This window comes from Mycobacterium sp. NPDC003449 (genome assembly GCF_053588415.1).
This window is the reverse complement of the sequence record NZ_JBSFPX010000187.1, coordinates 1-14,649: the sequence shown is the minus strand read 5'-3', so window position 1 is coordinate 14,649 and position 14,649 is coordinate 1. Positions and strand designations below refer to the sequence as shown.

The 14,649-nt window shown below is 68.2% G+C and carries 12 protein-coding genes and 1 pseudogene; 6 read left to right on the top strand and 7 right to left on the bottom strand.

Going from position 1 to position 14,649, the window contains the following annotated elements:
* The coding region (locus ACWDTP_RS31755; protein ID WP_450027188.1) for a hypothetical protein at positions 1-181 on the top strand (181 nt) is incomplete at its 5' end.
* A 1-nt stretch (position 182) separates the two neighbouring features.
* On the top strand, positions 183-1,016 hold the full coding sequence (locus ACWDTP_RS31750; RefSeq protein ID WP_450027187.1) for a class I SAM-dependent methyltransferase: 834 nt from the start codon (positions 183-185) through the stop codon (positions 1,014-1,016).
* A 14-nt stretch (positions 1,017-1,030) separates the two neighbouring features.
* On the opposite strand, the gene ACWDTP_RS31745 is transcribed toward ACWDTP_RS31750, so the two are convergent.
* The gene (locus tag ACWDTP_RS31745) at positions 1,031-1,420 is read right to left on the bottom strand and encodes a MerR family transcriptional regulator (RefSeq protein ID WP_450027186.1); all 390 of its coding nucleotides are present in this window, start codon (positions 1,418-1,420) and stop codon (positions 1,031-1,033) included.
* 60 nt (positions 1,421-1,480) lie between these two features.
* On the opposite strand from ACWDTP_RS31745, the pseudogene ACWDTP_RS31740 reads away from it, so the two are divergent.
* A pseudogene (locus ACWDTP_RS31740) lies at positions 1,481-1,925 on the top strand (PPOX class F420-dependent oxidoreductase).
* On the opposite strand, the gene dnaE reads toward ACWDTP_RS31740, so the two are convergent.
* The 4 genes from dnaE to lspA form a co-directional block, all read right to left on the bottom strand.
* A complete protein-coding gene (dnaE, locus tag ACWDTP_RS31735; protein WP_450027185.1) occupies positions 1,926-5,468 on the bottom strand; it encodes a DNA polymerase III subunit alpha in 3,543 nt (1,180 codons plus the stop codon). It lies immediately after the preceding pseudogene.
* Between the two features lie 64 nt (positions 5,469-5,532).
* Positions 5,533-6,417, bottom strand: a complete 885-nt coding sequence (rarD, locus tag ACWDTP_RS31730) for an EamA family transporter RarD (protein ID WP_450027189.1) — start codon at positions 6,415-6,417, stop codon at positions 5,533-5,535.
* 41 nt (positions 6,418-6,458) lie between these two features.
* Positions 6,459-7,382, bottom strand: a complete 924-nt coding sequence (locus ACWDTP_RS31725; protein ID WP_450027184.1) for an RluA family pseudouridine synthase — start codon at positions 7,380-7,382, stop codon at positions 6,459-6,461.
* Positions 7,382-8,062, bottom strand: coding sequence for a signal peptidase II (lspA, locus tag ACWDTP_RS31720; protein ID WP_450027183.1), 681 nt, complete (start codon positions 8,060-8,062; stop codon positions 7,382-7,384). Before lspA ends, ACWDTP_RS31725 begins: the two co-directional genes overlap by 1 nt.
* Positions 8,063-8,104: 42 nt before the next feature.
* Here lspA and ACWDTP_RS31715 point away from each other — a divergent pair, with 42 nt between their 5' ends.
* Together ACWDTP_RS31715 and ACWDTP_RS31710 are read left to right on the top strand one after the other, a co-directional pair.
* Positions 8,105-9,064: an asparaginase gene (locus ACWDTP_RS31715; protein ID WP_450027182.1), complete on the top strand. Its 960-nt coding sequence runs from the start codon at positions 8,105-8,107 to the stop codon at positions 9,062-9,064.
* A gap of 31 nt (positions 9,065-9,095) precedes the next feature.
* Positions 9,096-9,557 (top strand): hypothetical protein, encoded by a 462-nt coding sequence (locus ACWDTP_RS31710; RefSeq protein ID WP_450027181.1) that lies wholly within the window; start codon positions 9,096-9,098, stop codon positions 9,555-9,557.
* Here ACWDTP_RS31710 and ACWDTP_RS31705 read toward each other — a convergent pair.
* Positions 9,539-10,951: a DNA polymerase IV gene (locus ACWDTP_RS31705; RefSeq protein ID WP_450027180.1), complete on the bottom strand. Its 1,413-nt coding sequence runs from the start codon at positions 10,949-10,951 to the stop codon at positions 9,539-9,541. The genes ACWDTP_RS31710 and ACWDTP_RS31705 overlap by 19 nt on opposite strands.
* Here ACWDTP_RS31705 and ACWDTP_RS31700 point away from each other — a divergent pair.
* Positions 10,940-11,167 (top strand): RNA-binding S4 domain-containing protein, encoded by a 228-nt coding sequence (locus ACWDTP_RS31700; protein WP_450027179.1) that lies wholly within the window; start codon positions 10,940-10,942, stop codon positions 11,165-11,167. The genes ACWDTP_RS31705 and ACWDTP_RS31700 overlap by 12 nt on opposite strands.
* A 22-nt stretch (positions 11,168-11,189) precedes the next feature.
* On the opposite strand, the gene ileS is transcribed toward ACWDTP_RS31700, so the two are convergent.
* Complete coding sequence (ileS, locus tag ACWDTP_RS31695; protein WP_450027178.1) at positions 11,190-14,294, bottom strand: isoleucine--tRNA ligase; 3,105 nt, start codon at positions 14,292-14,294, stop codon at positions 11,190-11,192.
* Positions 14,295-14,649 lie beyond the last annotated feature (355 nt).

Below are 14,649 nucleotides of genomic sequence, written 5' to 3'. Positions count from 1 at the left end.
CCCTCGGCTGACCGTTCCTTCTCTCGCGAGCAGACGCGTCGGTACCCCGAAACGCGCATTCTCGGGTACCGACGCGTCTGCTCGCCGAAAAAGGCTCGCCGGAAAATGGGGAGCCGAAATGCCAAGGGCGGTGAACATTTTGGGCGATCCGTTCAGCCTGCGCCAGGGTGTACGTTGCTGATATGGGACTCGCCACCGGGCAGCTGACGCCGATCGAAGAGACGGCATTTCTGACCGTCTACGCCCGCGCGCTGGACAGCCGGTGGGCCCGCCCGATCCTCGCCGACACCTGGGCCGACGATGCGGTGACCCGCATCGACTACGACTTCGCCGGCCTCGGGGTGCAGACCAGCGTGGCCTGCCAGACGGCGCTGCGGGCCAAGATGCTCGACGACCGGGTCAGACGCTTCGTCGCCGAGCACCCCGACGCCGTGGTGGTCGACCTCGGCGGCGGGCTGGACAGCGGCGCCTACCGGGTGGCGCCGCCGGCCACCGTGGACTGGTACAGCGTCGACCTGCCCGGGATCAGCGCGCTGCGTGAGCAGGTGCTGCCGGCGCGCCCCCAGGTGCACACGGTCGCGGCGTCGCTGACCGATCCGGACTGGACCGATCCGATCCCCTCCGACCGGCCCACCATGGTGGTGGCCGACGGACTGTTCGCCTTCCTCGCCGAATCGGCGATCATCGATGTGATCCGAACCGTCACCGGCCATTTCGGGTCCGGCGAACTGGCCTTCAACGACTACGGTGGCATCGGATGGTTGAGCCGGGCCGCGATCAGGCTCTATCCGCAGAAAATGTACAAGGACGTCGGAAGCCAATGGGGCTACACGGGTTTCAAAGACGCTCACCACCCGCAGACCTGGAGCCCCGGGCTGCGGTTGGTCGAGGAGGCCAGCCTCGCCCATCAGCCCGAGGTCGACCTGTTCCCGAGTTGGCTGCGCATCGCGACCCGGCTGACCGGTATGTCCAGGGCCACCGCCCGCAAGGCCCGCATCCTGCGGTACGCGTTCTGAGCGGTGCGGCGCGGTCAGGTCGGTACCGCGTGGTGAATGCCGCAGGTGCATGCGTCCAGGGACGAGCACCTGCACTGGACGGCCAACTCGATGATCTCCCTGGCCCGCGTCAGCGCCCGCATCTGCTCATCGATCTCGGCGAGCTTGGCCCGTGCGAGGGCCCGTCCGACCGGTCGCCCGGGAGTGTCGTCGTCCATCAGGGCGGCGATGTCCTCGAGCGCGAATCCCGCCGCCTTGCACAACCGGATCACGCCGAGCCGCAGCAGGACCGATTCCGGATATCGGCGCTGCCCGCCCACCCGCTCCGGAGCCGGTAACAGGCCGACCCGCTCGTAGTAGCGCAGCGCGGTGGGCGCGACACCGGCGCGGCGCGACACGTCGCCGATCGTCAGCCGGGTGGTCATGTGGGACTCCTCATCGGGCACGCTTGACTTAGAGTTAACTCTAAGTTGTTGACTGGAGTCATGCCATTGACCGAGAACCTGCGCCGCTCCCGCTTTGCGCTGCTGCGCACCTTCCGACGCGACGGTACGCCCGTCGACACCCCGATCTGGTTCACCGCCGACGGCGACCATACCGTCGTGTTCCGCACCAAGAAGGGGCCCAAGACCGCGCGGCTCGACGCCAATCCCGACATCGAGCTCACCGCGTGCGACTACCGCGGCCGGATCACCGACCCGGCCACCGTGCGCGGCAAGGCGTCGATCCTGACCGGCGGCGAGGCGCAACGAGCCAACCTGGCCCTGCGGCGTCGCTACGGCTGGCAGTGGAACATCGTGCCGCTGCTCACGATCCCCGGCGTCACCAACGTGCACCGCGGGGCTGCCGCTGCGCGACAAGCTCCGCCGAGCCCTGGCCCGCGAGGTCTGGCCGGACAGCGCGATCGTCCGAATCGAGTTGACACCGTAGCTACCCGAGGCAGCCCGGCCCCAGCAGTGCCTTGAGGTCGCCCATCAGTGCCGAGGACGGCGTCACCCGCAGTGCCTGGTCCAACTCCAGCGTCGTGATCCGCTCACCGCTGATCAACCGCAGGTGCACCTGGGCGGTGCCGGGATGATTGGCCAGCACCTGTTTGAGCGCGCTGACCTTGTCCACCGTGCACTGCCGGGTCGGCAGGCTCACCGCGAGCGGCCGGTTCACCTGGGCACTGGAGAAGTCCGGTACCACCAGTTCATGGGCGATCAGGGCGATCCGGTCATCGCGCGCGGCCACCTTCGCCTTGACCAGCACCACCACGTCGTCGGCGATCTCGGCACCGAACAGCGAATACGTCTGCGGGAAGAACAACACCTCGATACCACCGGTGAGATCCTCCAACTGCGCTGAGGCCCAGGGCAATCCGTTCTTGTTGACGCGGCGGTTGACCGAGGCCAGAATGCCGCCCACCAACACCTGGGCGTCGTTGGCGACGTCCCCGTCCAGGATCGCCGGGATCTGGGTGTCGACCTGCGCGGACAGCAGATGCGCGATGCCGTTGAGCGGATGGCCGGACACGTACAGGCCCAGCATCTCGCGTTCGAGCGCCAGCTTGTGCTTGTCCTCCCACTCCTCATCGGGCACCTTGATGGTGAAAACCGAGTCCCCCATGTCGGCGCCGGACCCGTCGGCACCGCCGAACAGGTCGAACTGCCCCATCGCCTCGGCCTTCTTGGTGCCGAGCACCGAATCCACGGCGTCGGTGTGCACCAGGAACAACCCCTTGCGGGGATGGCCGAGCGAATCGAACGCGCCGGCCTTGACCAGCGATTCGGTGACCTTCTTGTTGCAGGCGGCGATCTCGATCTTGTTCAGGTAGTCCGAGAAATCGGTGTACTTCCCCTTCTCGGTGCGTGAACTGATCAGTGAGGAAACGACATTGGCGCCCACGTTACGCACTGCGCCGAGCCCGAACCGGATGTCGTCACCGACCGAGGCGAAGTTCTGCACCGACTCGTTGACATCGGGCGGCAGCACCGTGATGCCCAGCCGCCTGCAGTCGGCCAGGTACACCGCGGCCTTGTCCTTGTCGTCGCCGACGGAGGTGAGCAGACCCGCCATGTACTCGGCCGGATAGTTCGCCTTGAGGTAGGCCGTCCAGTACGACACCAGCCCGTACCCGGCGGCGTGCGACTTGTTGAACGCGTAGCCGGCGAATGGAAGGATGGTGTCCCACAACGCTTTCACGGCGCCCTCGGAGAAGCCGTTGGCGGTCATGCCCTCCTTGAAACCCTTGTACTCGGCCTCGAGCACTTCGAGTTTCTTCTTACCCATGGCTTTTCGGAGCGCATCGGCCTTACCCATGGTGTAGGAGGCCACCTTCTGGGCGATGAACATGATCTGCTCTTGGTAGACGATCAGGCCGTAGGTCTCGGCCAGGATCTCCTTGAGCGGTTCCTCGAGCTCGGGATGGATCGGCTTGATGGCCTGGCGGCCGTTCTTGCGGTCGGCGTAGTCGTTGTGGGCGTTCATCCCCATCGGGCCGGGCCGGTACAGCGCCAGCACCGCGACGATGTCGTTGAACCCGGTGGGCTGCATGCGGCGCAGCAGGTCACGCATCGGACCGCCGTCGAGCTGGAACACGCCGAGCGTGTCACCGCGGCCCAGGAGTTCGTAGGCGGCGGGATCGTCGAGCGACAGCGACTCCAGATCGAGGTCGACACCCCGGTTGGCTTTGATGTTCTCGATCGCGTCGCCGATGATGGTCAGGTTCCGCAGCCCGAGGAAGTCCATCTTCAGCAGGCCGATGGCCTCACACGACGGATAGTCCCAGCCGGTGATGACGGCACCGTCCTGGGGCCTGCGCCACAGCGGGATCGCGTCGATGAGCGGCTCGGAGCTCATGATCACCGCGCACGCGTGCACACCCGCGTTGCGGACCAGGCCTTCCAGGCCGCGGGCGGTCTCGTAGATGGTGCGCACATCGGGATCGGTGTCGATCAGGGCGCGGACCTCGGCGGCCTCCTTGTACCGCTCGTGGTTGGGATCGGTGATCCCCGACACCGGGATGTCCTTGGCCATGATCGGCGGCGGCAGCGCCTTGGTGATCCGGTCGGCGATCGCGAAGCCCGGCTGCCCGTAGTGCACCCGCGCCGAATCCTTGAGCGCGGCCTTGGTTTTGATGGTGCCGAAGGTGATGACCTGGGCGACCCGGTCGCTGCCCCACTTGTTGGCCGCGTAGCGCAGCATCTCGCCGCGCCTGCGGTCGTCGAAGTCGATGTCGATATCGGGGGCCGACGGACGTTCGGGGTTGAGGAACCGCTCGAACAGCAGGCCGTGCGGGATCGGGTCGATGTTGGTGATGCCCAGTGCGTAGGCCACCAGGGAACCCGCCGCCGAGCCACGGCCCGGCCCCACCCGGATGTCGACGGACCTGGCGTAGTTGATCAGGTCGGCCACGATCAGGAAGTAGGACGGGAATCCCTTGTCGCAGATGACCTTGATCTCGTAGGCCGCCCGGTCGGTGTAGTCGGCGGGCACGGGGTCCCCCCGGAACCGTCGCCGCAGCCCGGCGGTCACCTCATGGGTGAGCCAGGACGCCTGATCGTGCCCGTCGGGCACCGGGAAGATCGGCATCCGGTCCCGCTCGGCCCACACCTCCCCGTACGACTGGACCCGCTCGCCGATCAGCACCGTGGAATCGCAGGCGCCGGGCACCTGGGCATCCCACAGCTCACGCATCTCGGCGGCGGATTTGAGGTAGTAGCCGTCACCGTCGAATTTGAACCGGTTCGGGTCCGAGAGGGTCTTGCCGGTCTGGATGCACAGCAGCGCCTCGTGATTCTGCGAGGCGTCGCGGGTCACGTAATGGCAGTCGTTGGTGGCCAGCGGCGGGATCGCGAGCTTTTTGCCGACCTCGAGCAGGCCTTCGCGGACCCGGCGCTCGATCCCGAGACCGTGATCCATCAACTCGAGGAAGAAGTTGTCCGGGCCGAAGATCTCGCGCCATTTGGCCGCCGCGGCCAGGGCCTCGTCATGGTGTCCGAGCCGCAACCGGGTCTGCACCTCGCCGGACGGGCATCCGGTGGTCGCGATGATCCCCTCGGCGTGTTCGGCGATGATCTCGGCGTCCATCCGCGACCACTTGCCGAGCTGCCCCTCGAACGAGGCGAGCGAGGACAGCTTGAACAGGTTGCGCAGACCGGTCGCGTTCTCGGCGACCATCGTCATGTGGGTGTAGGCGCCGCTGCCCGAGACGTCGTCGCTCTTCTGACTCGGATCCCCCCACTGGATCCGCTTGGTATCGAATCGGGAACCGGGCGCGATGTAGGCCTCGACCCCGATGATCGGTTTGATCCCGGCCTTGGTCGCGGAGTTGTAGAACTCACTCGCCCCGAACATGTTTCCGTGGTCGGTCATCCCGATCGCAGACATCTGCAGCCGCTGCGCCTCGGCCAGCATGGGGGTGATCTTCGCGGCACCGTCCAGCATCGAGTATTCGGTGTGGTTATGCAGGTGCACGAACGAGTCACTCATAGGGTCGCCAGTCTATTGCTCCCCACCGACAGGGCCCGGCGTGTCGCGGTGCGTGTCCCCGCGGTCAGCACGATGACGATTCCGGTTCGGCCGAATCGACGGGCCGGGGCGCGGGCGGAACCGGTTTTCCGGTCACCGCGCCCACCGTCATGACGACCAGTGCCACCCAGATCAACGCGAAGCCGACCCACCGCAGCACCGGCATCGGCTCGTGGGCCACCATCACACCCCACACCATCTGGAGGGCGGGGTTCAGATAGAACAACAGCCCGAGGGTAACCAGCTGGAGCCGCTGCGCGGCCGCGGCGAACAGCAGCAGCGGGATCGCCGTGACGGGACCGGCCAACAACAGCAGCAGCGCGTGGCCGCTGCCCTCGTCGAGGAAGTGGGCGCGGCCCAGCACCTCCAGCGCGATCAGATAGCCGCCGGCCAGGGGCAGCGCGAGCAGTGTCTCGACCGCGACGCCCACCCGGGGATCGGCCCGGACGACCTTCTTGACCAGACCGTAGATCCCGAACGACAGGGCCAGCACCACGGCGATATAGGGCGGTGCACCGACCTGGACGGTCAGGACCACGACCGCGGCCACGGCGATGACCAGCGCCACCGCCTGCCACCGGTTGATCCGTTCCCGCAGCACCACCACCCCGAGCGCGACGCTGACCAACGGGTTGATGAAGTATCCGAGCGCGGCGTCGACGACGTGACCGGTGGTGGCGGCCAGGATGTAGGTGCCCCAGTTGATCGAGATCAACGCCGACGCGGCCAGCAGTTGCAGCCAGGTGCGTGGCGTCAGGCGGCGCAGATCGCCCAGCCGGCGGGCCACCGCGACCACCAGCAGCAGAAACACCGCGCTCCACACGATGCGGTGCGCCAGGATCTCCAGCGGGCCGGCAGGGAGCAGCAGCACGAAGAAGCCGGGGAACAGTCCCCAGAAGATGTAGGCCATCGTGCCGAACAGCACTCCGGACCGGCGCTGGTCCCCCACCGTCAGTGCTGGCGGAGTTTATCGAGGGCGGCCTGCAGATCGTCCGGGTAAGGGCTGGTGATCTCGATCCGGCGCCCATCGGCCGGGTGCGCGAACGCCAACGACCGGGCGTGCAGCCACTGCCGTTGCAGGCTGAGCTTTTTCGCCAGCGTCGGGTCGGCGCCGTAGGTCAGGTCGCCGCAGCACGGATGGTGCAGCGCCGCGAAGTGCACCCGGATCTGGTGGGTGCGCCCGGTTTCCAGCTCGATGTCGAGCAGGCTGGCCGCCTGGAACGCCTCGAGGGTGTCGTAGTGGGTGATGCTGTGCCTGCCGTCCTCGACCACCGCGAATTTCCAGTCGTGGCCCCGGTGCCGCCCGATCGGGGCGTCGATGGTTCCGCTCGACGGATCGGGATGGCCCTGCACGAGCGCGTGGTAGCGCTTGTCCACCGTGCGCTGTTTGAAGGCCCGCTTGAGCACCGTGTAGGCGCGCTCGGACAGGGCCACCACCATCACGCCGGAGGTTCCGACGTCCAGCCGGTGCACGATGCCCTGACGCTCGTGAATGCCCGAGGTGCTGATCCGGAAGCCGGCGGCGGCCAGCCCGCCCAGCACGGTCGGACCGTGCCAGCCGACCGTGGCGTGCGCGGCGACCCCCGGCGGTTTGTCGACCGCGACGATGTCGGCGTCGGAGTACAGGATCGCCATGCCCTCGATATCGACCGGGGTGTTCTCCACCGGGGCGGGCGCCTCGGGCAGCCGCACCTCCAGCCAGGCGCCGGCCACCAGCTTGTCCGATTTTCCCGCCGGGGCACCGTCGAGTTCGACGCCGCCCTCCTCGGCCATCGCCGCGGCGACGGTCCGGGACAGCCCGAGCAGCCGGGCCAGCCCGGCGTCGACCCGCATACCGGCCAGCCCCTCGGGGACCGGCATCGACCGGGTGGTCACTATGACGGTTCGGCCTGGCGGCCGACCGCACTCGATTCGTCCGATCCGGTTTCGGGTTTGGCCGCCTCGCCATCCTCCGGCGGGTCGGGATTCTCCTCGGGTTCAGGGTCTCCCTGCGCCTCCGGCCGGCGCCGGCCGACGGTGTCGAAGTCGAATCCGAACAGCGACAACGCCACCAGCAGGATCGCGCCGCCGACCACCGACGGATCGGCCACGTTGAACACCGGCCACCAGCCGACGGAGAAGAAATCCACCACATGTCCGCGCAGCGGGCCGGGGGCACGGAAGAACCGGTCGATCAGGTTGCCGGTCGCGCCACCGAGAATCATGCCAAGCCCGATCGCCCACCACGGCGACACCAGCCGGCGCCCCATGAAGACGATGCCGATCACCACACCGGTGGCGATCAGCGTCAGCACCCAGGTGTAGCTGGTCGCCATGGAGAACGCCGCGCCGGAGTTCCGGACCAGGGTCCAGGTCACCGTGTCACCGATGATCGACACCGGCTGGCCGGGCGTCAGGAGCCGCACCGCGAGCACCTTGGTCACGACGTCGACCAGCAGCACCACCCCGGCAACCGCGAGCAGCAGGCGTAGCCGGCGCCGTGGCGCGGCGGGGGGCTTTGCGTCCCCGGGGGCGTCGGTCACCGGGTCCACCGGGCCAGACGTTTCATCAGTCACTCCCCCATCATCCCAAAGTGCCCGTGCGGGACAATCTCGACCGTGACCCAACCTGCGACCAAGCCTCGGCGCGTAGTCGTCGTCACCACCGGCGGCACCATCGCGACCAGCACCGACCGTGCCGGTGTGCGGCACCCGACCCGGACCGGCGCCGAGTTGACGGCCGGGCTGCGGGTGCCCGCGGAGATCAGTGTCATCGACGTGATGGCCGCCGACAGCGCTCAGCTCGGCCCTGCCGACTGGGACCGGATCCGGATCGCCGTCGGTGACGCGACGCCGACCGCGGACGGTGTGGTGGTGACCCACGGCACCGACACGATGGAGGAGACGGCGCTGTGGCTGGAACTGACCTATGCCGGTGACGTGCCCGTGGTGCTGACCGGGTCGCAACGCAGCGCCGATGCCCCCGACAGCGACGGCCCCGACAATCTGCGGGACGCGCTGACCGTGGCCGCCGACCGGGGAGCCCGTGCTCTCGGGGTGGCGGTGTGCTTCGCCGGCACCGTCTGGCAGCCCCTCGGGCTGCGCAAACGCGATACCCGTGAGCTGGCGGCCTACAGCGGAACGGCGATCGGAACCGTCGCCGACGGCGCCTTCACGGGACCGTCGATCCGGGTGCGGCCGTTCCTCGGGGAACTGTCGGCGGCAACCGCACCGCGGGTCGACATCGTCGCGGCGTACCCGGGCGGCGACACCGCCGCGCTCGACGCCTGCGTCGCCGCGGGGGCCAGGGCCATCGTGCTGGAAGGTATGGGGTCGGGCAACGCCGGAGCCGCGATGATCGACGGAGTCCGGCGGCACTGTCGCGACGGGGTGATCGTCGCGGTGTCCACCCGGGTCCCGTTCGGGGAGGTCGCCGTCGAGTACGGGTCGGGGCGGGCACTGGCCGACGCGGGCGCGATGTTGCTGCCGGGTCTGCGGCCCCCGCAGGCGCGGGTTCTGCTGATCGCGGCGCTGGCGGCGGGCCGCCCGGTCGGCGAGGTGCTCGGCCGGTGGGGTTGACGCCTGCGGCTCGGCCGGTTCAACTGACTACATGCTGTACCGCATCGCGCTGTGCGCCGCGGCCGGTCTGGTGACGTTGGCTACGGCGCCGACGGCCGCCGCCGAGCCCCCGCCGGGCGCCGACGACATCGACTCCTATCCGGTCGCCGAGGGTCACTACTCCTCGCCAACGGATTTCTACGGGGTCTTCTTCAAGACACCGGACGGGCGGCACTGCGGGATCGGGCCCAACGGCGGGCCGGTCGGCTGCGATGCGGTGCCCACCGATGCACCCGCCGGCACCAATCAGATCGTGGTCAACAGCGGGGTTCCCGCGACCTACCGGTTCTCCGAGCAGCAGTCGTTCACCCGCGACGTCGACGTCCTGCCGGAGGGGCACCGGCTGGAGAACTGGGGCGCCAGCTGCGGTGTCGGCCATCAGGGCACGGTGACCTGTAAGACCTACGGGCAGCACGGCTTCGTGCTGTCCAGCACCTACGGCGTGCTCTGGTAGTCGGCCAGCCCGTCGAGGTAGTCGCGCCAGTCCAGGCTGGCGACCGGATCGGCCCTGCCGATGCCGGGGACGTCCACGGCGAATGTGCGGGCCGGCCCCGGCCCGGTGCCTCGGGTTTCGAACCGGACCGTCATCACCCCATGTCCGGTGCCCTGGATCCAGCCGTAGCCGTGCTCGGGATGGAGCACATCGTCGCCGATCCGCCACACCGGGCCTGCCGACGCCGACGGTGCCGCCTCGACCGGCTGATGGGTGTCCGATACCTCTCCTGCCTGGTCCAGATCGGGGAACAAGGACTCCTGACGGACATCGGACAATCCCGAAAATCCCACGCCGACAAGGCGAATCGGGCCGATCTCGACCGGATCGAGGAGTAGCCGGCGCGCGCTGGAGATCAACGTGACGGCCTCGGTGGTGGCGTAGGGCAGCGTCGCCGAGCGGGTCAGCGTGCTCATATCGGACTTCTTCAGTTTCACGGTCACGGTTCGCGCGCCCCGCCCGTCCTTCTCCAGCCGCCGGTGCGCGTGGGCGCCGATCGGCCCGATCGCGTCCTGCAGCTGGGCCATCGTGGTGAGATCCTCGGGGAAGGTCGACTCCGCGCTGATCTGTTTGGCTTCCGCGCGTTCGGCCACCGGCCGGTCATCGACGCCGCGGGCCAGCTGGTGCAGCGCCAGGCCCACGGTCGGGCCGAGCACACTGGCCGCCTCGGCATCCGACAACGCCGCGAACGCGCCGATGGTCTCGATCCCGATCCGGTGCAGTTTGTCCTCGGCGACGGGGCCGATCCCCCACAGCCGGCGCACCGGCAGCCCCTCCAGCAGCCGGAGTTCCTCGTCGCGCCGCACCACCCGGATGCCGTCCGGTTTGGCCAGACCGGACGCGATCTTGGCGATCTGCTTGCCCGAACCGGCACCCACCGAGGCGACCAGGCCGGTTTCCCGGCGAACCGCGGTCCGCAACTGCTGGCAGAAGTCCTCGACCGCGTCGGCGGTGGCACCCGCGAGCTCTACCGGCTCACCGAACGCCTCGTCGAACGACAGCTGTTCGAGCACCGGGACCAGGCCGCGGACCGTGTCGAGTGCCCGCCGGCTGGCCACCCCGTAGACCACCCCGCGCGGCGGCAGCACCACCGCGGGCGCGCCGACCAGCCTGCGGGCCTGATGCATCGGCATCGCCGAGCGGGCTCCGTAGCGCCGGGCCTCGTAGCTCGCGCCGGCCACCACCCCGCGCCCACCGAGCCCGCCGACCAGGACCGGACGGCCGCGCAGGGTGGGCCGGGCCAACTGCTCGACGGATGCGAAGAACGCGTCCATATCGAGATGCAGCACCCAGCGCACGTCTCGAATGCTATTGGGCCGGGCCGACGTGACATCGTTGACGGTATGGCTGCGCATGTTGACGACGTACCGATCAGCGACGCCTCGATCCGGCTCGGCCAGTTCCTCAAGCTGGCCAACCTGATCGACAGCGGTTCGGACGCCAAGTCGGTGATCGCCAAGGGCCTGGTGTCGGTCAACGGCACGGTCGAATACCGACGCGGCCGCCAGTTGCGCGACGGCGACGAGGTCAAGCTGGCCGGCCGCACCGCCCGCGTGATCGCCGAGGGCTGACACCCAGGGTGAGCTCGGACCGTCAGGCCTTGGCGATCGCCACCCGCACGCCGTCACCGATCTCGGCCCCGTCCCCGATCTCGGTGAACTCGAACGTGGTGGCCAGGATCTCCCCGGCGATGAGATCGCGGTGGGCCCGCGCCCAGGCGTCATAACGGGCGGGCACCGAGATCCGCACGTCGATCCGGTCGGATACGTCCAGCCCGGTCGACTTGCGCAGCTCCTGAAGCTCGCGGATCCGGTCCTTGGCCCAGCCCTCGGCCTCCAGTTCCTCGGTCACCGTGCCGTCGAGCACCACCAGCCCGGCCCCGTCGGGCAGGGCCGCCGTCCATTCCGCGTCGGCGGCCACCAGCTTGGCCGTGTACTCCTCGGGCAGCAGGGTGGCCGGACCCGCGGTCAGTGTCCCGTCCGGGTTGACCACACCCTCCCCCGCCTTGACCGCCTTGATCGCGGCCTGCACCTCCTTGCCGATCCTCGGCCCGGCGACCCGCGCGTTGACCGCCAGCTCGAACCGGCCGTAGGCCGGAACGTCGTCGGTCAGCTCGACGGCCTTGACGTTGAGCTCATCGGCGATCAGATCGGCGAACGGCGCCAAACTGTCCGGGTTGTGAACGGCCACCGTGAGTTTCGGCAACGGCAGGCGCACCCGCAGCTTATTGGCCTTGCGCAGCGAGGACGCCGACGAGCACACCTCGCGGACCTGGTCCATCGCCGCCACCAGATCGGGATCCTTTGGCAGCACATCGCCCTCGGGCCAATCGGTCAGGTGCACCGAGCGCTCGCCGGTCAACCCACGCCAGATCACCTCGGTGGCCAGTGGCAGCAGCGGTGCGGCGATCCGGCAGGTCACCTCGAGCACGGTGTGCAAGGTGTCGATGGCCTCAGCGTCCTCCTCCCAGAACCGCGAACGTGACCGTCGCACATACCAGTTGGTGAGCGCCTCGGTGAACTGCCGCAGCTCGTCGCAGGCCCCGGAGATGTCGCACACATCGAGGGCCGCGGTGAGGTCGTCGCGCAGCTGGGCCAACTTCGCCAGGATGTAGCGGTCGAGCACATTCTTCGAATCGGTGCGCCAGACACCCTTCTTCGGCGCGTATAGCGCCAGGAACGTGTAGGCGTTCCACAGCGGCAGCAGTACCTGGCGGACCCCCTCGCGGATGCCCTGCTCGGTGACGATGAGGTTGCCGCCGCGCAGGATCGGCGAGGCCATCAGGAACCACCGCATGGCGTCGGAGCCGTCCCGGTCGAACACCTCGGTGACATCCGGATAGTTGCGCAGCGACTTGCTCATCTTCTGGCCGTCGTTGCCCAACACGATGCCGTGGGCGACACAGGTTTTGAATGCCGGCCGGTCGAACAGCGCCGTGGACAGCACGTGCATCATGTAGAACCAGCCACGCGTCTGACCGATGTACTCGACGATGAAATCGGCCGGGAAATGCGATTCGAACCACTCGGCGTTCTCGAACGGATAATGCACCTGCCCGTACGGCATCGATCCGGAGTCGAACCACACGTCGAACACGTCCTCGATGCGGCGCATCGTGGACCTGCCGGTCGGGTCGTCGGGATTGGGCCGGGTCAGTTCGTCGATGTAGGGACGGTGCAGATTGTCCGGCCGCACCCCGAAATCGCGCTCGAGTTCGTCGAGGCTGCCGTACACGTCAACCCGCGGGTACGCCGGATCGTCGGACTTCCACACCGGAATCGGGCTGCCCCAGTACCGGTTCCGCGAGATCGACCAATCCCTGGCATTCGACAGCCACTTGCCGAACTGCCCGTCCTTGACATGCTCGGGGTACCAGGTGATCTGGTCATTGAGCTCGACCATCCGGTCGCGGAACTCGGTGACCTTGACGAACCACGACGACACCGCGCGGTAGATCAGCGGATTGCGGCACCGCCAACAATGCGGATAGGAGTGCTCGTAGGTTTCGTGGCGCAGCAGCACCGCGCCATTAAGAGCTGCGCCCGCCGCACCGTTCTTGAGATCGCGGATGATCTGCGGGTTCGCGTCGAACACATGCAGGCCCGCATAGTCGGGCACCGTCGCGTCGAATCGGCCCTTGGCGTCCACCGGGGTGACCGCGACGATATCGGCGGCGTCGGCGGTCGCCTTGTCATCCTCACCATAAGCCGGGGCCATGTGCACGATCCCGGTGCCGTCCTCGGTGCTGACGAATTCCGCGGGAAGCACCGTGAACGAGTTGGCCGCATCCATGAAGTACGGGAACGGGGGCAGGTAACGGGTCCCGAGCAGATCCCGGCCGGCGTAGGACCCGAGGACCTCGGGGTCCTCACCCAGCTCACGCGCGTAGGCCGCCAGCCGGGCCTGGGCCAGCACGTAACGCCGCCCGTCGGGACCCCGTACCTGCACGTAGCTGACATCGGGATTGACCGCGACGGCCTGATTGGACGGCAGCGTCCACGGCGTAGTGGTCCAGATCAGCAGGTGGGCGCCCTTCAGCTGACCATCGGTGACGGTGAAACCGACCGTCAGCGCCGGGTCCTGGCGGCTCTGGTAGACGTCGTCGTCCATCCGCAACTCATGGTTGGACAGCGGCGTCTCGTCATTCCAGCAGTACGGCAGCACCCGGTTGCCCTCATAGGCCAGGCCCTTGTCCCACAGTCGTTTGAACGCCCAGATCACCGACTCCATGAAGCCGAGATCCAGGGTCTTGTAATCGTTGTCGAAGTCGACCCAGCGAGCCTGGCGGGTCACATACGCCCGCCACTCGTCGGTGTACTTGAGCACCGAGGCACGGCAGGCGTCGTTGAACTTCCCGATGCCCATCTCCTCGATCTGCGCCTTGTCGCTGATGCCGAGTTGACGCTGCACCTCGAGTTCGGCGGGCAGGCCGTGGGTGTCCCAGCCGAATCGCCGTTCGACCTTGTAGCCGCGCATGGTGCGGTAGCGCGGGACGATGTCCTTGACGTAGCCGGTGAGCAGGTGACCGTAATGCGGCAGGCCGTTGGCGAACGGCGGCCCGTCGTAGAAGACGTACTCCTCGGCGCCGTCGCGACGCGCGATGCTCGCCCGGAAGGTGTCGTCACTGGCCCAGAAGTCGAGCACCTCGAGTTCCCGCTCGGGAAAGTTCGGGGCGGCCGGCTTGGGGTAGGCGGTCACGTGCGTCTCGTCTCCTGTGCCCTCTGCCGGGGCCCGTCCGGGCTCCGGTGCGATTCAGGCACGGGGACGACGTCGCGCGGGTGCGCGAGCGCCGCGGTACCACCCCGCTTGCGTGCCGGACATCGGCACGCCGCTCAACTCATGGGCGATCACGGGCCCACCCGTTCGGTTCTACTGAGCTGCCCCTGACCGGGGCCGCCGTTCTTCCGAAGACTCCCCGGTGATGGCCGGATCGGCGTCGATGCACAAATTCTAATGAGCCTTGCAAATCGGGGATGGCGGGCCTATCCGGAGGTGACCTCGATCAGGGCGAGGGGGAACTGTTCGGCCAGTTCCTCGACCGTGTAGCGGTCGA

Coding starts and splice junctions, on each gene's coding strand:
- rarD (WP_450027189.1), bottom strand. CDS start 6,417: ATGGCCTACATCTTCTGGGGACTGTTCCCCGGCTTCTTCGTGCTGCTG.
- ACWDTP_RS31710 (WP_450027181.1), top strand. CDS start 9,096: ATGCTGTACCGCATCGCGCTGTGCGCCGCGGCCGGTCTGGTGACGTTG.
- dnaE (WP_450027185.1), bottom strand. CDS start 5,468: ATGAGTGACTCGTTCGTGCACCTGCATAACCACACCGAATACTCGATG.
- ACWDTP_RS31745 (WP_450027186.1), bottom strand. CDS start 1,420: ATGACCACCCGGCTGACGATCGGCGACGTGTCGCGCCGCGCCGGTGTC.
- ACWDTP_RS31750 (WP_450027187.1), top strand. CDS start 183: ATGGGACTCGCCACCGGGCAGCTGACGCCGATCGAAGAGACGGCATTT.
- ACWDTP_RS31700 (WP_450027179.1), top strand. CDS start 10,940: ATGGCTGCGCATGTTGACGACGTACCGATCAGCGACGCCTCGATCCGG.
- ACWDTP_RS31705 (WP_450027180.1), bottom strand. CDS start 10,951: ATGCGCAGCCATACCGTCAACGATGTCACGTCGGCCCGGCCCAATAGC.